14 protein-coding genes and 1 pseudogene are annotated in these 16,632 nt (G+C 57.0%); 4 read left to right on the forward strand and 11 right to left on the reverse strand.

Annotated features, from left to right (window positions below; translation table 11 throughout):
• The 7 genes and pseudogenes from ACZRMH_RS24900 to ACZRMH_RS24930 all read right to left on the reverse strand — a co-directional run.
• Positions 1–220 (reverse strand): annotated as a pseudogene (locus tag ACZRMH_RS24900) (putrescine ABC transporter permease PotH); the annotation flags it as partial.
• Entirely contained in the window at positions 217–1,359 is a 1,143-nt protein-coding gene (gene potA / locus ACZRMH_RS24905; protein WP_016782813.1) for a polyamine ABC transporter ATP-binding protein, read from the reverse strand. The pseudogene ACZRMH_RS24900 and the gene potA, both read right to left, overlap by 4 nt.
• A gap of 69 nt (positions 1,360–1,428) precedes the next feature.
• Entirely contained in the window at positions 1,429–2,523 is a 1,095-nt protein-coding gene (locus ACZRMH_RS24910) for a polyamine ABC transporter substrate-binding protein (RefSeq protein WP_464015703.1), read from the reverse strand.
• Between the two features lie 244 nt (positions 2,524–2,767).
• On the reverse strand, positions 2,768–3,880 hold the full coding sequence (locus ACZRMH_RS24915; RefSeq protein WP_464015704.1) for a polyamine ABC transporter substrate-binding protein: 1,113 nt from the start codon (positions 3,878–3,880) through the stop codon (positions 2,768–2,770).
• 184 nt (positions 3,881–4,064) lie between these two features.
• Positions 4,065–5,429, reverse strand: a complete 1,365-nt coding sequence (locus ACZRMH_RS24920; protein WP_464015705.1) for an aspartate aminotransferase family protein — start codon at positions 5,427–5,429, stop codon at positions 4,065–4,067.
• A 60-nt stretch (positions 5,430–5,489) separates the two neighbouring features.
• Complete coding sequence (locus tag ACZRMH_RS24925; RefSeq protein WP_464015706.1) at positions 5,490–6,848, reverse strand: glutamine synthetase family protein; 1,359 nt, start codon at positions 6,846–6,848, stop codon at positions 5,490–5,492.
• Between the two features lie 36 nt (positions 6,849–6,884).
• Positions 6,885–7,661 (reverse strand): gamma-glutamyl-gamma-aminobutyrate hydrolase family protein, encoded by a 777-nt coding sequence (locus ACZRMH_RS24930; protein ID WP_464015707.1) that lies wholly within the window; start codon positions 7,659–7,661, stop codon positions 6,885–6,887.
• Between the two features lie 278 nt (positions 7,662–7,939).
• On the opposite strand from ACZRMH_RS24930, the gene ACZRMH_RS24935 reads away from it, so the two are divergent.
• Complete coding sequence (locus ACZRMH_RS24935; RefSeq protein WP_464015708.1) at positions 7,940–9,316, forward strand: glutamine synthetase family protein; 1,377 nt, start codon at positions 7,940–7,942, stop codon at positions 9,314–9,316.
• Positions 9,317–9,429: 113 nt separating this feature from the next.
• A complete protein-coding gene (locus tag ACZRMH_RS24940; RefSeq protein ID WP_464015709.1) occupies positions 9,430–10,074 on the forward strand; it encodes a TetR/AcrR family transcriptional regulator in 645 nt (214 codons plus the stop codon).
• A 141-nt stretch (positions 10,075–10,215) separates the two neighbouring features.
• On the opposite strand, the gene tauD is transcribed toward ACZRMH_RS24940, so the two are convergent.
• The 4 genes from tauD to tauA are packed head-to-tail and all read right to left on the reverse strand — an operon-like array spanning position 10,216 to position 13,737.
• Positions 10,216–11,049 carry a taurine dioxygenase gene (gene tauD, locus ACZRMH_RS24945; RefSeq protein WP_464015710.1) on the reverse strand — a complete coding sequence of 278 codons (834 nt, stop codon included), beginning with the start codon at positions 11,047–11,049 and terminating at the stop codon, positions 10,216–10,218.
• Between the two features lie 50 nt (positions 11,050–11,099).
• Positions 11,100–11,936 carry a taurine ABC transporter permease TauC gene (gene tauC, locus ACZRMH_RS24950; RefSeq protein WP_464015711.1) on the reverse strand — a complete coding sequence of 279 codons (837 nt, stop codon included), beginning with the start codon at positions 11,934–11,936 and terminating at the stop codon, positions 11,100–11,102.
• Complete coding sequence (gene tauB, locus ACZRMH_RS24955; RefSeq protein ID WP_464015712.1) at positions 11,933–12,727, reverse strand: taurine ABC transporter ATP-binding subunit; 795 nt, start codon at positions 12,725–12,727, stop codon at positions 11,933–11,935. The genes tauC and tauB overlap by 4 nt, the downstream gene beginning before the upstream one ends.
• 26 nt (positions 12,728–12,753) lie before the next feature.
• A complete protein-coding gene (gene tauA, locus ACZRMH_RS24960) occupies positions 12,754–13,737 on the reverse strand; it encodes a taurine ABC transporter substrate-binding protein (protein ID WP_464015713.1) in 984 nt (327 codons plus the stop codon).
• A gap of 497 nt (positions 13,738–14,234) precedes the next feature.
• Here tauA and ACZRMH_RS24965 point away from each other — a divergent pair, with 497 nt between their 5' ends.
• The gene (locus ACZRMH_RS24965; protein WP_464015714.1) at positions 14,235–15,590 is read left to right on the forward strand and encodes an OprD family porin; all 1,356 of its coding nucleotides are present in this window, start codon (positions 14,235–14,237) and stop codon (positions 15,588–15,590) included.
• 295 nt (positions 15,591–15,885) lie between these two features.
• The gene (locus ACZRMH_RS24970) at positions 15,886–16,524 is read left to right on the forward strand and encodes a peroxiredoxin (protein ID WP_464015715.1); all 639 of its coding nucleotides are present in this window, start codon (positions 15,886–15,888) and stop codon (positions 16,522–16,524) included.
• Positions 16,525–16,632 lie beyond the last annotated feature (108 nt).

The following is a 16,632-nucleotide window of genomic DNA, read 5'->3' on the forward strand; positions in this document are numbered from 1 at the left end:
TGCCCAGGTTCAGCAGGACCTGGATTTTCTGGTCAACGTAACTGTAGATCTCGGTGTACGGCGGGATCGCCACGTCGGCTTCGGCAAAGCTGATCTTCAAGACGATGAAGAACGGCAGCATGAAAAACAAAAACAGCCACAGGAATGGAATCCCGATAACCGCATGGCGGCCACCGGGGGTTATTCGTTGCAGTCGGCGTTTAAGCTTTCGCATGTTCATGAGCGCAATACCACGCCGCTGTCGTCTTCCCACCATACGTAGACTTCGTCGTCCCAGGTCGGACGTGCACCACGGCGTTCGGCGTTGGCCACAAACGACTGCACCAGCTTGCCGCTCGGCAACTCGACGTAGAACACCGAGTGCCCGCCCAGGTAGGCGATGTCATGCACCTTGCCCCGCGACCAGTTGTATTCGCAGGTCGGCTTTTCGGTGGTGACGAGCATTTTTTCCGGGCGAATGGCGTAGGTGGTGTGTTTATCTTCCACCGAAGTACTCACGCCGTGACCGACGTAAATATCGTTCTCCAGCTCCGGGCACTTGATGCGCGCGTAGCCTTCGGCATCGTCGACCACTTCACCGTCGAACAGGTTGACGTTGCCGATGAACTCACAGACCAGGCGGCTGACCGGGGTTTCGTAAATATCGATCGGGCTGCCGATCTGGGCAATCCAGCCCAGGTGCATGATCGCGATACGCTGGGCCATGGTCATGGCCTCTTCCTGGTCGTGAGTCACCATTACGCAGGTCACACCCACGCGCTCGATGATCTCTACCAGTTCAAGCTGCATCTGCGAACGCAGTTTTTTGTCCAGCGCACCCATCGGCTCATCGAGCAGCAGCAGTTTCGGGCGCTTGGCCAGCGAACGGGCCAGGGCCACACGTTGACGCTGGCCACCGGACAGCTGGTGTGGCTTGCGCTTGGCGTACTGGCTCATATGCACCAGCTTGAGCATTTCGCCCACGCGAGCGTCGATCTCGGCGTTGGACATCTTGTCCTGCTTGAGGCCGAAGGCGATGTTCTGCGCCACGGTCATATGCGGAAACAAGGCATAGGACTGGAACATCATGTTGATCGGCCGCTCGTACGGCGGCATATCAGTAATGTCGACCCCGTCGAGGAAAATACGACCTTCTGTTGGGCGCTCGAAACCGGCGAGCATGCGCAGCAAGGTAGATTTGCCCGATCCCGATCCGCCGAGCAGGGCGAAGATTTCGCCCTTGTTGATTTCCAGGGACACGTCGTCCACGGCAATCGTCTCGTCGAATTTTTTCGTGACCCGGTCGATTTTGACCAGCACCTGTTTAGGTGTCTGATCGCCCTCGAGGGCTTTCTTATAGGCGCCGGAGGCAACAGCCATTACGAAACTCCCAACAAATTTAGCAGCCCGGCCTAGATGGCCGGGCCTTGGATAGGTGGTCTTGCGAGATTACTTGCCCGTCTTGACCTTGGTCCACGTACGCGTCATCAGACGCTGTATCTTCGGGGGCAACTCGGTTGAGACGTATGTCTTGTCCAGCACCGCCTGGGTCGGGTAGACCGCTTCGTCGGTACGAATGGACTCATCCATCACCTTGTCGGCCGCCGGATTGGGGTTGGCATAACCGACATAGTCACTGACCTGAGCGATCACCTCAGGCTTGAGCAGGTAGTTGATGAACGTGTGGGCCTCCTTGACGTTGCTGGAATCCTTGGGGATGGCCAGCATGTCAAACCACAGGGCGCCGCCTTCCTTGGGCACGATATAGGCGATATTCACGCCTTTTTTTGCATCATCGGCTCGGGCCTTGGCCTGGAACACATCACCGGAAAAGCCGATCGCAACACAGATGTTGCCGTTGGCCAGGTCGGAAATGTATTTGGAAGAGTGGAAGTAGGTGACGTATGGACGCACCGACATCAGGGTTTCTTCAGCTTTCTTGTAGTCCTTGGGGTTGGTGCTGTTGGCATCCAGGCCCAGGTAGTTGAGTACGGTAGGCAGCATTTCATCTGCCGAATCCAGGAAGGCCACACCGCACTTGGTCAGCTTCTTCATGTTCTCGGGTTTGAACACCACGTCCCAGGAGTCGATGCTGTCGACGCCCAGTACTTCTTTTACCTTGTCGACGTTGTAACCAATGCCATTGGTGCCCCACAGGTACGGCACGGCATATTGATTGCCCGGGTCATTGGCCTGAAGGCGCTTGAGCAGAGCCGGGTCAAGGTTGGAATAGTTCGGCAATTGCGCCAGATCGAGCTTCTGGAACGCACCCGCCTTGATCTGCTTGCCCAGGAAGTGGTTAGACGGAACGACCACGTCATAACCGGTACGGCCAGCCAGCAGCTTGCCTTCCAGGGTTTCGTTGGAATCGAAAACATCATAAATCGGCTTGATGCCGGTTGCGGCTTCGAAATCAGCCAGCGTGTTCGGCGCAATGTAGTCCGACCAGTTGTAAATATGCACCGTAGGTGCCGCTTGTACGCTGACGGCAAGCGTCAAACCGGCTGTGACCAGCAAGGTCTTGCGAAACAAAGATATAGACACGTGATGGTCCTCTAAATAGTTGGGCCTGAGTTGCCCGCGTCACACGGCAGTCGAGCCGCCAAAGACAAAACCGGCGCGCAACTTACCCTCGATAAACCGGCACAGCAAAGTTTTCCGCGATTAATTGCACATTTACCAGATTCCGTAGTCGCTGCCGCAGGCTGCGAGAGGCATTTAAGCGCCTTCAGGACAACGGGTTGCTACGCAACCCTTCGCAACCTTAGGCAGCGACTACAGAGTTTGGTTACTTGCCGGACTTGATCTTGGTCCAGCTGCGCGTCAACAACCGCAGGGTTGCAGGCGGCAGATCGCTGATAGCGTACAGCTTGGCCTTCACTTCATCGGACGGGTAAATGCTTGGGTCGCCGGAGATGTCTTTATTCACCAGCGGCGTTGCAGCCTTGTTACCGTTCGGGAAGCGCACGCTGTTGGTGATTTCGGCCATCACCTCAGGCTGCATCAGAAAGTTCATCCAGGCGTAAGCGGCGTCAACGTTCTCGGCATCCTTGGGAATGGCGACCATGTCATAGAAGCTGCCAGCACCTTCTTTCGGGATCACGTACTTGAGCTTGACCTTGTCACCGGCTTCTTTGGCACGGGAGATCGACTGCTCAAGGTCACCCGAGTAACCCACGGCAACGCAGATATTGCCGTTGGCCAGGTCAGAGATGTACTTGGACGAGTGGAAGTAGCCCACCGAAGGACGGATTTTCAGGAACAGCGCTTCGGCTTCAGCCAGTTGCTTCTTGTCCTGGGTATCGGTCGGGTAGCCCAGGTAATGCAGGGCGGCCGGGATCATTTCGGTCGGTGAGTCGAGGAAGCTTATGCCGCAGCTCTTGAGCTTGGCAGCATTCTCCGGCTTGAACAGCACGTCCCAGGAGTCGATGGTGTCGACGCCCAGAGCGGCCTTGACCTTCTCCGGGTTGTAGCCGATACCGATGGTGCCCCACATGTACGGGAACGCATGTTTGTTGTCTTTGTCGCTGGCATCGCCAACGGCCTTGAGCAACGCAGGGTCGAGGTTTTTCCAGTTAGGCAGCTTGGACTGGTCCAGCTCCTGGTAAACCCCGGCCTTGATCTGCTTGGCCAGGAAATTGTTGGAAGGCACGACGATGTCGTAGCCGGACTTGCCCGCCAGCAGCTTGGCCTCAAGGGTCTCGTTGCTGTCGAACACGTCGTAGACCACCTTGATACCGGTCTGGTCTTCGAATTTTTTAACGGTGTCGGGCGCGATGTAATCGGACCAGTTGTAGATGTGCAGCACTTTGTCTGCCGCTTGAGCTGCCCCAGCCATCACACCCATCAAGGAGAGGGCGAGAAGGGTCTTGCCAGCTTTTTTAAAACCTGATGCCTTCATCTGTAATGCTCCAATTGTTCTTTTAAACCACCGATTCAGCGACCTGATCTCAAGGTGACTAAAGCCGGGGGCTAGTCTGGCAAGATCCGGGGCAGGCTTTCAAGGGAAGAGCCTTGATTCTTAAGGCTCTGAGCGCATTTACCCGGTTAAATACCGCAGTTGCCCTGCGCTCAAAGCCTAGCAGTTAACCCTGCAAAGTTTCCAAGGTCAGGTCCAGGCACTTGCGCGCCTTGGTCACCAGCTCGTCGATCTCGTCCTTGCTGATCACCAGCGGCGGCGAAATGATCATGGTGTCGCCGACGGCGCGCATGATCAGACCGTTATCGAAGCAGAACTGCCGGCAGATCATGCCAACACCACGACCTTCGTAACGTTTGCGTGTGGCTTTGTCCTGTACCAGTTCAATGGCACCCAACAGGCCCACACCGCGCACTTCGCCCACCAGCGGGTGATCGTTCAGTTCACGTAGACGCTTTTGCAAATACGGTGCCGTTTCGGCGTGGACCTTCTCGATAATTTTTTCGTCGCGCAGGATGCGGATGTTTTCCAGTGCCACGGCGGCGGCTACCGGGTGCCCCGAGTAGGTAAAGCCGTGGTTGAAATCGCCACCTTCGTTGAGCACGGCAACTACTTCATCACGCACAATCAGGCCACCCATAGGGATGTAACCCGAGGTCAGGCCCTTGGCGATGGTCATCATGTCCGGCTTGAGGTCATAGAAATCGCTGCCGAACCACTCACCGGTGCGACCAAAACCGCAGATCACTTCATCGGCCACAAACAGGATGTCGTACTTGGCCAGGATCTCCTTGATACGCGGCCAGTAGGTGGCTGGCGGCACGATCACACCGCCCGCGCCCTGGATCGGCTCGGCGATAAAGGCACCGACATTATCGACGCCCAGTTCAAGGATTTTTTCTTCCAGCTGGTTGGCCGCCCAGATACCGAACTCTTCCGGGGACATGTCGCCACCTTCACCGAACCAGTACGGCTGCGGGATGTGGGTGATGCCCGGGATCGGCAAGTCGCCCTGTTCGTGCATGTAGGTCATGCCGCCCAGGCTGGCGCCGGCCACGGTGGAACCGTGGTAGCCGTTCTTGCGGCTGATGATGGTTTTCTTGTTGGGCTGGCCCTTGATCGCCCAGTAATGGCGGACCATACGCAGCATGGTGTCGTTGCCTTCAGAGCCTGAGCCGGTGAAGAACACATGGTTCATGCCTTCAGGCGCGATCTCGGCGATGGCTTTGGACAGTTCAAGTACCGGCGGGTGCGCCGTCATGAAGAACAGGTTGTAGTAAGGCAGCTCGCGCATTTGCTTGCTGGCGGCGTCGGCCAGCTCGTCACGGCCATAGCCAATGGCTACACACCACAGGCCGGCCATGCCGTCGAGAATCTTGTGACCTTCGCTGTCCCACAGGTACACGCCCTTGGCGTGAGTAATGATGCGTGGGCCGACTTCTTTCAACTGTTTGAAGTCGCTGAACGGGGCCAGGTGGTGATCGTTACTCAGTTGTTGCCATTCGAGGGTTTGCGGGTTTTTGTTAGTCATACAGCTCTCCTTTAGTCAGTAAAGGAGGGGGGCGCCTCCCTGGCGCCCCCCTCCAGCGTGTCAGACGGCGAACAGCAGGAATTCCCGCTCCCACGAACTGATGACGCGCTTGAAGTTTTCATGCTCGGCACGTTTGACTGCCACGTAACCGGTGATGAACTTGGTGCCCAGGTACTTCTCGACGGTCTTGCTGTTTTCCATCCGCTCCAACGCGTCTTCGATGGTCAGCGGCAAGCGCAGGTTGCGACGCTCATAGCCACGGCCCACCACCGGCGCGCTCGGGTTGATGCCTTCAACCATGCCGATAAAGCCACACAGCAGGCTGGCGGCAATCGCCAGGTACGGGTTGGCATCAGCGCCCGGCAAACGGTTTTCGACACGGCGGTTTTGCGGGCCGGCATCCGGCACACGCAGCCCTACGGTGCGGTTCTCCTCGCCCCACTCCACGTTTACCGGTGCCGAGGTATCAGGCAAGAAACGGCGGAAGGAGTTCACGTTCGGGGCAAATAGCGGCAACAGCTCTGGAATGAACTTCTGCAAACCACCGATATGGTTGAGGAACAGCTGGCTCATGGTCCCGTCTTCATTGGAGAAGACGTTTTTGCCGGTGTTGATATCAATGATGCTCTGGTGCAGGTGCATGGCGCTGCCAGGCTCGCCGGTCATGGGTTTGGCCATGAAGGTAGCGGCTACGTCGTGCTTGAGCGCGGCTTCGCGCATGGTGCGCTTGAACACCAGAATCTGGTCGGCCAGCGACAGTGCGTCGCCGTGACGGAAGTTGATTTCCATCTGCGCCGTGCCGTCTTCGTGGATCAGCGTGTCCAGGTCCAGCTCTTGCAGTTCGCACCAGTCGTAGACGTCTTCGAACAGCGGATCGAATTCGTTGGCCGCTTCAATGGAGAAGGACTGACGACCGGTTTCCGGGCGACCGGAGCGGCCAATCGGTGGCTGCAACGGATAGTCCGGGTCGTCGCTGCGCTTGGTCAGGTAAAACTCCATTTCCGGCGCCACGATCGGCTGCCAGCCGTGGTCGGCATAGAGTTTGAGGACCTTTTTAAGCACGTTGCGCGGCGACAACTCAATCGGGTTGCCCTGCTTGTCGTAGGTGTCGTGGATCACCTGAGCGGTTGGCTCAATGGCCCACGGCACCACAAATACTGCGTTCTGGTCGGGGCGGCAGACCATATCGATATCTGCCGGATCGAGAAGCTCGTAATAGATGTCGTCTTCGACATAGTCGCCCGTCACGGTTTGCAGCAATACGCTCTCGGGCAGGCGCATGCCTTTTTCGGCAATGAACTTGTTGGTCGGCGAAATCTTCCCGCGAGTAATCCCGGTAAGGTCGGCGATCATGCATTCGACTTCTGTGATCTTGTGGTCTTTCAACCAATCGGTGAGCTGGTCGAGGTTGTTACTCATAAATGCCTCTGGGCTGAGTGTCCTGACTTGAATAAGTCAGGCGTTTACTGACGCGTCTGCGTCGCGTTGTGTTGCGCGCCGTCTGCAGGCATCTCCAAATGCCTGGAAGATGGCGAGGTAAATCGGGTTAGAGCTTACCTGCCATTCGGGGTGCCACTGAACTGCCAAAGCAAAAGCCTTGCCGTCCTTGACCGACACGGCTTCGACCAGGCCGTCCGGTGCGATGGCTTCTGCCCGTAAACCGGGGGCCAACTGGTCGATACCCTGGGTGTGGATCGAGTTGACCTCGAACTCCACCGGCAGGCCCAAACTGGCCAGTACACCGCCCGGCTGGACGTGCATGGCGTGGCTCGGCGCATATTGCACGTCAACCGGGGCGCTGGGGTCTTCGCGGTGCTCGATAAAGCCCGGTACTTCGTGCAATTTCTGGTGAAGTGAGCCGCCGAGGGCTACATTCAATTCTTGGAAGCCCCGACAAATGCCGAGCACCGGAACGCCAGCGGCCAATGCCGCACGAATCAGGGGGAGGGTGGTGCGATCACGCTCAGGATCATGCAGCGTGCCAGGCGCGCTGTCAGGGCCTTGATACAAATGGGGTTCTATATTGGAAGGTGACCCGGTAAAGAGCAGGCCGTCCAGACCGTCAAGTATATCGGTCGGATCAATCAGTTCCGCCAATGACGGAATGATCAGAGGCAAGCCTTTGGCGGCCACTGCAACTGCTCGCACGTACTTATCGCCAGTGATGTGATAAGGATGCAAACCGATCTGCTTGGTGCAGGCGGTGACGCCGATTAACGGCAGGCGTGACATGTAACACCCCGGTATTATTGCTGTTATGGGTTTGAATCGAGCTTAGCCTTGTTCATTTTTTTACACAACACCCCCGTAAAAAATACAACACGGCCCGCTCAAGCCTGCGGGCGGCAAGACTTCAAAAAGGTAAAAGGCGCCCTAAAAAGCGTCAAAAATGGCCTTTCTGCGCTTTTTCAGGGCAAAAAAGAGCCTGCTTGACTTCGGTATGCCGTTCGGGTTGACTGAAACCCGTAGCGCTCAATGATTGATATTTTTAACAACAAAGGTGTTGCATCATGTCGGTACCCCCGCGTGCCGTTCAGCTTAACGAAGCGAACGCGTTCCTTAAGGATCATCCTGAGGTTCTGTACGTAGACCTTCTCATTGCGGATATGAATGGTGTGGTGCGCGGCAAGCGCATCGAACGCACCAGCCTGCACAAGGTTTACGAGAAAGGCATCAACCTGCCTGCCTCTCTGTTTGCACTGGATATCAATGGCTCCACGGTGGAAAGCACCGGTCTGGGTCTGGATATCGGTGACGCAGACAGAATCTGTTATCCCATCCCCGACACCCTGTGCAACGAACCTTGGCAAAAGCGCCCCACCGCGCAACTGCTGATGACCATGCACGAAATTGAAGGTGAACCTTTCTTCGCCGACCCTCGCGAAGTACTGCGTCAAGTTGTTACCAAATTTGACGACCTGGGCCTGACCATCTGTGCCGCTTTCGAGCTGGAGTTCTACCTGATTGACCAGGAGAACGTTAACGGTCGCCCACAACCGCCACGCTCGCCGATCTCCGGCAAGCGTCCGCATTCGACTCAGGTTTACCTGATCGACGACCTCGATGAATACGTCGACTGCCTCCAGGACATTCTGGAAGGTGCCAAAGAACAAGGCATCCCGGCGGACGCCATCGTCAAAGAAAGTGCCCCGGCGCAGTTCGAAGTGAACCTGCACCACGTTGCCGACCCGATCAAGGCCTGCGACTACGCGGTACTGCTCAAGCGTCTGATTAAAAACATCGCCTACGACCATGAAATGGACACCACCTTCATGGCCAAGCCTTACCCGGGCCAGGCGGGCAACGGACTACACGTTCACATTTCGATTCTGGACAAAGAAGGCAAAAATATTTTTGCCAGCGAGGATCCCGAGCAGAACGCCGCATTGCGTCACGCGATCGGCGGTGTGCTGGAGACCCTACCGGCTCAAATGGCGTTCCTTTGCCCCAACGTTAACTCCTACCGTCGTTTCGGCGCTCAGTTCTACGTGCCGAACTCGCCGTGCTGGGGCCTGGACAACCGTACCGTGGCGATCCGCGTACCGACCGGCTCGGCCGACTCGGTCCGTATCGAACACCGGGTTGCCGGTGCCGATGCCAACCCGTACTTGCTGATGGCCTCTGTACTGGCCGGTGTTCACCACGGTCTGACCAACAAGATCGAGCCGGGTGCCCCTGTCGAAGGCAACAGCTACGAACAGAACGAGCAAAGCCTGCCAAACAACCTGCGCGATGCACTGCGCGAGCTGGATGACAGTGAAGTCATGGCCAAATATATCGACCCGAAATACATCGATATTTTTGTCGCCTGTAAAGAGAGCGAGCTGGAAGAGTTTGAACACTCCATCTCCGACCTCGAATACAACTGGTACCTGCATACCGTGTAAGCGATTGCTGGGTACAGAGAAACGCCGCCGGCTTGAAGCCGGCGGCGTTTTTTTTGGCATGGCGAACCACCGACCCGACTCGTACAATGCCGACTGCCCTGCAGGAGACAGCCATGACGCGCCTCGCCACACCTCGAAAGCCTCGCGCTCGCAGCCAGGAGCGGATCGATTTGATACTCAATGCTGCCCGCACATTGCTGGCAGCCGAAGGGGTGTCCAGCCTGTCGATTTACAGCGTGGCCGAACGCGCTGAAATCCCGCCGTCGTCGGTGTATCACTTTTTTGCCGGTGTACCGGCGTTGCTCGAAGCCTTGACCGGTGATGTGCATGCAGCGTTCCGTGCCTGCCTGCAGGCGCCGATCGAGCATGAAGCCTTGAGGGGTTGGGTGGATCTGTCGCGCATCGTGGAACAGCGCATGCTGACGATTTACAACGAAGACGCCGCCGCCCGGCAATTGATCCTGGCCCAGCATGGCCTTGCCGAAGTGACCCGGGCCGACCGCCAGCACGATCTGGAGCTAGGGCAACTGCTGCATGGGTTGTTTATGCGCCACTTTGAGCTGCCGGTTTTGCCGCAGGAGGTGGACGTGTTTGCTCTGGCGATGGAACTGGGTGATCGCGTATATGCACGCTCCATCCAGCTGCATGACAGCATCACCCCGCGCATGGCCGAAGAAGGCATGCGGGTGGTGGATGCGTATTTGGGGCTGTACTTGCCGCCGTTTTTGCCAAAACGCCAGAGCCCACTAAACCCCTGACCGGCTTTGTGGGCACAACAAAACCTGTGGGAGCGAGGCTTGCCCGCGATGGCATCACTGCGGTTTACCTGACAGCCCACGTCGCCTGCATCGCGAGCAAGCCCGCTCCCACAGATTTTGCATTGCCTTCACTGCATCAAATCAAAACGGCGCATCACCCAATATCGTCGCACGGTGCATCACACGACGGTTGGGCCTGTAATCGTCCACGGCGTAATGCTGGGTCACGCGGTTATCCCAAAACGCCACGTCGTTCTCCTGCCAACGCCAGCGAATGGTGTACTCCGGGCGGGTCGCATGGGCAAACAACAACTTCAGAATCGCCTCGCTTTCGGCCTCTGAAAGCTCATTAATCTTCGTGGTAAAGCCTTCATTGACGAACAGCGACTTGCGCCCGCTCACCGGGTGGGTACGCACCACCGGATGCGACAACGGCGGGTTGTTTTTACGGGTCTGCTCCCAGCGCGCCAGATCTTCAGGGGTCGAACCAAAGCGCTCCAGCGGGAACGACTTGGTAAAGTCGTGGGTTGCAGTCAAACCATCGAGCAGCACCTGCAACGGCCTGGACAAGCCTTCAAAAGCCGCCACTCCGGCTGCCCACAAGGTATCGCCACCAAAAGCCGGCAACTGCTTGGCACTCAATACCGCGCCCATCGCCGGGGTTGGCAAAAAGGTCACGTCGGTGTGCCATACCGCGTTGTCGCGCACATCGGTAACGGCCGTATCCAGCACCAGCACTTCTGGCTGCCCGGGCACGTTGGGGTAGATCGGGTGAATATGCAGATCACCAAAATTGGCAGCAAAACGCGCCTGCTGCTGCGGTGTAATCGACTGGTTCTTGAAGAACACCACATGGTGGGCCAGCAACGCCTGCTCGATGGCATCGCGATGCTCAACGCTCAGGGGTTGGGTCAGGTCAACGCCGTCAATTAGGGCGCCAAGGGCAGAGCTAATCGGGGTAATGGTCAGGCTCATGATCTATCTCTTTATCAGCGCGCCGATTAATCAGCGTCGAGTTCTGTTTATCAGTGCGCCTGGCCGTGCCACGGCACCAGCTTGCGTTGCAGGGCGCGCAGGCCCATTTCCATGGCAAAGGCGATAATCGCAATCACCAGAATCCCCAGCACCACCACATCGGTGACCAGAAATTGCGCGGCGGACTGCACCATAAAACCCAAACCGCTGGTGGCGGCGATCAGCTCGGCGGCCACCAGCGTCGACCAACCCACGCCCAGACCGATGCGCACACCGGTCAGGATATCCGGCAAGGCGCTGGGCAAGATCACATGACGGATCAACTGCCAGCGTGTGGCGCCCAACGACTGCGCGGCGCGCACCTTGGCCGGGTCAACGGTGCGCACGCCAGTAGCGGTGGCAATCGCGATCGGGGCGAAAATCGCCAAATAAATCAGCAGCACTTTCGACAATTCGCCGATGCCGCACCAGATCACGATCAACGGCAAATAAGCCAACGGCGGGATCGGCCGGTAAAACTCGATCAGCGGGTCGAAAATCCCCCGGGCAATACGGTTATGGCCAATGGCGATACCCACCGGCACGGCGGTCAGAATGGCAAAGCCCAGGCCCAGGCCGATACGGCTCAAGCTCGCGCCCAGGTGCTGCCACAAGGTGGCATCCATATAGCCTTTGGTCGCCAGCAACCAGCCTTTTTCCAGCACGGCAGAGGGCGGCGGCAAAAACAGCGGTTCGATCAGGCCTGCGGCCGTCACAGCCCACCAAAGTGCGATCAGGGTTACCAGCGTCAGCACACTGATCCAGCGCGTGCTCAGGCTGCGCTTGACCGGGCGTGGTAGGTGGGGTGCAGCAACCGGAGCGGCTGCGACTGCTTCATAACTGCTCATGCGCGCTCCTGCCGCTGGGCGGCACCGCGTTGTGAAAATACGCGTTCAAGCACGTGTTCACGGGTTTCGATAAAACGAGGGTCGGACTTGATCGAGCGGGCCGATTCACCGGCGTTGTAGCGCTGGCCGAAATCCAGGGTCAGGCGTTCAACAATGCGCCCCGGGTTGGGCGCCAGCAAAATCAGGTCGGTGGCCAGAAACACCGCTTCTTCAATGTCGTGGGTAATCAGAAAGACCGGCTTGTCGGTACGCCGGCACACTTGCAGCAACAGTTCCTGCATCTGCTCGCGGGTAAAGGCATCGAGGGCGCCGAAGGGTTCGTCCATCAGCAATACCCGTGGGTCGGCAGCCAGGGCGCGAGCCAGGCCGACGCGCTGTTTCTGCCCGCCCGACAGCTCCCACACCCGGCGCTGCTCAAAACCGGACAGGTCCACCAGCGCCAGCATTTCACGGGCGCGGGCTTCGCGCTGGTTGCGCGACACACCGGCCAGCTCAAGGCCAAAGGCGACGTTGGCGAGCACGTCTTGCCAGGGCAGCAATACATCGTCCTGGAACACTACGCCGCGCTCGGCACTGGGGCCGTGCACCGGTACACCGTCCAGGGTGATACGACCCGCGCTTGGCTCGACAAAACCTGCGATCAGATTGAGTAATGAGGTTTTACCGCTGCCCGAAGGGCCGAGGGCGACCAGCAGTTGTTGCGGGCCGAGGTTGACGGAAATATCCGACAGCACCGGCTCAACTGCGCCTGGGTACTGTGCGCTGATGCGCTCCAGTGATAACAAGGCCATGACGGTCGACTCCTCAGCGGCGTTGATTATTGAGTAACAAAGGTGGCGTTGACCGAAGGCGCGTAGTCCGGCAGTACGTCGTCGACCTTTTTCTGCTCTTTCAGGAAAGCAGCCGTGTCGGCCAGGGCCTTGGTAGTCGGCGCGCCCAGCAACACCACTTGATCAGCGGCCAGCGGGTACACGTTGCCTTGCAACAGCAGCGGAATATCAGCCGCTTTGGCACCAGAAAGTTTCACGATCTTGTCGATATTGCTCTGATTAGCCAGCCAGGCTTTTGGGTCTTTGTGGTAGTCCGCGTATGCATCCAGGGTCACCTTGGCGAATTGCTTGACCACTTCAGGGTGCTTGGCGGCGAAGTCCTTGCGCACGATCCAGGCATCGAAGGTCGGCGCACCGAGCTTGCCCAGCTCGCCGGAGGTGATCAGTACTTTGCCGTTCTCCTTGGCTGCGCCCAGAGCCGGGTCCCATACGTAGGTGGCGTCAATGTCGCCACGCTTCCAGGCCGCCACAATGGCCGGTGGGGCAAGGTTGAGAATCTGTACTTTCGACGGATCAATATTCCAGTGCTTCAACGCAGCCAGCAGGCTGTAGTGACCGGTGGACACAAAAGGCACGGCGACTTTTTTGCCGACCAGATCCTGCGGGCCGTTGATGCCGGAACCATCGCGGGCCACCAGGGCTTCCGAACCGCCAAGCTGGGTAGCAATCAGAAAGGTTTCAACCGGTACTTTGCGGGTTACTGCTGCGGTCAGCGGGCTGGAGCCGAGGTAGCCGATTTGCACATCGCCCGAGGCAATGGCGGCAATGATGTCGGCGCCATTATCGAATTTGCGCCAGTTGATCTTGGCGCCTGTAGCTTTTTCGTAAGCGCCGTCAGCCTGAGCGACTTTGGCCGGGTCTACGGTGGTCTGGTAAGCCACGGTCACATCGGTGCTGGCGGCCTGCGCAAAGAAGCTGGCACCCGCCAGAGACAAAGCAGCCAAAAGGCGAAGTGGAGAGTGCAGTTTCATCAGGAAGCTCCTCGACAGGCACCGGATATCGGCAGAACGCGAGGTTAAATGATCTAAGAATCAGTAAATAAATAACTTTTAAGCATTAGCTTATGTGGTTCCGCAACATCTGGATACGCACCCGCCACGCACCTGATAGGGCGTTTTGATCTGCAGGTGATCGGGTCAATGGTTTAAGAACTAAACGCGATTAAAAGATTCATGAAATTGTGTTTAGAAATTAGACAAAAGACCGATAGCATTCCTTTGCGTGCGTGTAGGAGATATCCTGCTATATACCTATTTGATCTGAAAAGATCAGAAACAATTCTTTTTAGGTTTATAAAATAGCCATTAGGCTGCGCACAAACGACCGATGACTAGACAAAGGTCGTAGACATGATTGGTTACGATTGACTTGCCGGTCACCGTCTGGCGCTAATCGCGCATCTGTAGCACCCGGGCATCAGATCCGGGGCTAAAGAACTACAAAAATTAGAAACGCAAAGGAGCAACACATGAACAAGTCCACCTTGGCCATCGCTGTGGCCGTAGGGTTGTTGGCACAACAAGCAAGCGCTGCAGGTTTTATCGAAGACAGCAAAGCCACGCTGAAACTGCGTAACTTCTATATCAACAACGATAACCGTGATTCGGGTACGGCTAAGAACGCTAGCTATCAAGAAGAGTGGGGCCAAGGCTTCCAGCTGGACTTCACTTCTGGCTTTACTCAGGGCACCGTAGGTTTCGGTGTTGATGCCATTGGCCTGCTGGGCGTCCGCCTGGATTCGGGCAAAGGCCGTCATGGCAACCCGGACAGCTCCAACTACGGCGGCAGCGTCTTCCCGACTGACAGTGATGGCCGTGCTGTTAGCGACTTTTCAAGCCTGGGTCTGACCGCCAAGGCCAAGATCTCACAAACCGAATTGCGCATTGGTACCCTGCAGCCAAAACTGCCGGTAATCGTGAGCAACGACGGTCGCATGCTGCCGCAGACCTTCCAGGGTGGCCAGATCACCTCCAACGAGTTCAAGGACCTGACCTTCATCGGCGGTCAGATCGAACACGCCAAGGGCCGTAACTCAAGCAACAATGAAGAACTGTCGATTGCTGGTGCAAACAATGCACGCAGCGGCGAGTTCAGCAACAAGTTCCTGTACGGCGGTGTCGACTACAAGGTCAATAAAGACCTGTTGCTGCAGTACTACTACGGCAACCTGGAAGAGTTCTACAAGCAACACTTCCTGGGCCTGGTGCACAACTGGTCCATCGGCCCGGGCGTGTTGAAGTCTGACTTGCGCTACTTCAACAGCAGCGATGACGGTAAAAACGGTTACGACACGTCGTATTACACCAACGGTTCTTACGCTAATAGCTCGTTGAAAAACGGTAAAGGCAAAGTCGACAATAACCTGATCAGCGGCCTGTTCCTGTACACCGTTGAAGGCCACACCTTTGGTGGCGGCTATCAGGTCAGCAACGGCAGCAGCGACTTCCCGTTCCTGAACCAGGGCGACGGCGCGTCGGCTTATATCCCTACCGACTCACAAATCTCGAAGTTCGCCCGTGCTGGCGAGCGTACCTGGCAGGCGCGTTACTCGTATGACTTCGCCAAAGTGGGCGTACCTGGCCTGACGGCGGGCGCGGTTTACCTGCGTGGCGACAATATCGACACCTATGGCAAGAGCGGTCAAACCAGCAATGGCGCTTCCGAGTGGGAACGCGATATCACCGTGGCCTACGTGATTCAGGAAGGCGCGCTGAAAAACCTCGGTTTTATGTGGAAAAACGCCATGTGGCGCAACGATATTGCATCGACTCGCGACCAGGACGAAAACCGTCTGATCGTCAGCTACTCGATCCCGTTGCTATAAGCTTGGTGTAGTACAAAGGTAAGAAAAGTCCTGCCCGGCGCAATGCCGGGCAGGGTGTTTACCGAAGACCGAAACGATCAATTCGCAACACATTTAAATGTCGCAGCTCCCTGCCGCTCCCCTTGCCTAAACTTGTATCCAGAGTGGACCCGGGGCATTGTTGCGTCCAATGAAACAGTTTTTAATATTCTCTTACGATCTAACCAAATCAATATTAATTCTTTTTAATTATCTTATGGTGCAGGCAGAGTAAACCCATCACGCCCTGCCATTCCCTATAAAAAGGAGCTGCACCATGAGCCTCAGACTCGGCGATATCGCCCCCGATTTCGAACAGGATTCCAGCGCTGGCAAGATTCATTTCCATGAATGGCTGGGCGACAGCTGGGGCGTGTTGTTCTCGCACCCGGCGGACTTCACTCCGGTGTGCACCACCGAGCTGGGCTTTACTGCCAAGCTCAAGGACGACTTCGCCAAGCGCGGCGTCAAAGCCATCGCCCTGTCCGTAGACCCGGTGGATTCGCACCACAAATGGATCGAAGACATCAACGAAACCCAGAACACCGTGGTCAACTTCCCGATCCTGGCTGATGCCGACCGCAAGGTGTCCGACCTCTACGACTTGATCCACCCCAATGCCAGCGACACCCTGACCGTACGCTCGCTGTTCGTGATCGATCCAAACAAAAAAATCCGCCTGACCATCACCTACCCGGCCAGCACCGGGCGCAACTTCAATGAAATTCTGCGGGTGATCGATTCGCTGCAACTGACCGACAGCCATAAGGTTGCCACCCCGGCCAACTGGCAGGACGGTGACGAGGTGGTGATCGTGCCGTCGCTCAAGGACGAAGACGAAATCAAACAACGCTTCCCCAAAGGCTACCGCGCCGTGAAGCCCTACCTGCGCCTGACGCCACAGCCAAATAAATAACGCTTATTACCTGTAATTGAATGGACTCGCCCACGCCGAGGCGTCAATGCGCCACGGTGGCACTCTAAATAGCCAACGACAGCGAGGGCGAGTCCATGAAAAAGCATA

This window comes from Pseudomonas sp. B414 (assembly GCF_055408445.1).

Bases quoted from the DNA above. Each gene is read 5' to 3' on its own strand.
- tauB (WP_464015712.1), bottom strand. From the start codon at position 12,727: ATGGCCTTGTTATCACTGGAGCGCATCAGCGCACAGTACCCAGGCGCA.
- ACZRMH_RS24925 (WP_464015706.1), bottom strand. From the start codon at position 6,848: ATGAGTAACAACCTCGACCAGCTCACCGATTGGTTGAAAGACCACAAG.
- ACZRMH_RS24970 (WP_464015715.1), top strand. From the start codon at position 15,886: ATGAGCCTCAGACTCGGCGATATCGCCCCCGATTTCGAACAGGATTCC.
- ACZRMH_RS24940 (WP_464015709.1), top strand. From the start codon at position 9,430: ATGACGCGCCTCGCCACACCTCGAAAGCCTCGCGCTCGCAGCCAGGAG.
- potA (WP_016782813.1), bottom strand. From the start codon at position 1,359: ATGGCTGTTGCCTCCGGCGCCTATAAGAAAGCCCTCGAGGGCGATCAG.
- ACZRMH_RS24920 (WP_464015705.1), bottom strand. From the start codon at position 5,429: ATGACTAACAAAAACCCGCAAACCCTCGAATGGCAACAACTGAGTAAC.
- ACZRMH_RS24935 (WP_464015708.1), top strand. From the start codon at position 7,940: ATGTCGGTACCCCCGCGTGCCGTTCAGCTTAACGAAGCGAACGCGTTC.
- tauA (WP_464015713.1), bottom strand. From the start codon at position 13,737: ATGAAACTGCACTCTCCACTTCGCCTTTTGGCTGCTTTGTCTCTGGCG.
- ACZRMH_RS24930 (WP_464015707.1), bottom strand. From the start codon at position 7,661: ATGTCACGCCTGCCGTTAATCGGCGTCACCGCCTGCACCAAGCAGATC.
- ACZRMH_RS24965 (WP_464015714.1), top strand. From the start codon at position 14,235: ATGAACAAGTCCACCTTGGCCATCGCTGTGGCCGTAGGGTTGTTGGCA.
- ACZRMH_RS24915 (WP_464015704.1), bottom strand. From the start codon at position 3,880: ATGAAGGCATCAGGTTTTAAAAAAGCTGGCAAGACCCTTCTCGCCCTC.
- tauC (WP_464015711.1), bottom strand. From the start codon at position 11,936: ATGAGCAGTTATGAAGCAGTCGCAGCCGCTCCGGTTGCTGCACCCCAC.
- tauD (WP_464015710.1), bottom strand. From the start codon at position 11,049: ATGAGCCTGACCATTACCCCGATTAGCTCTGCCCTTGGCGCCCTAATT.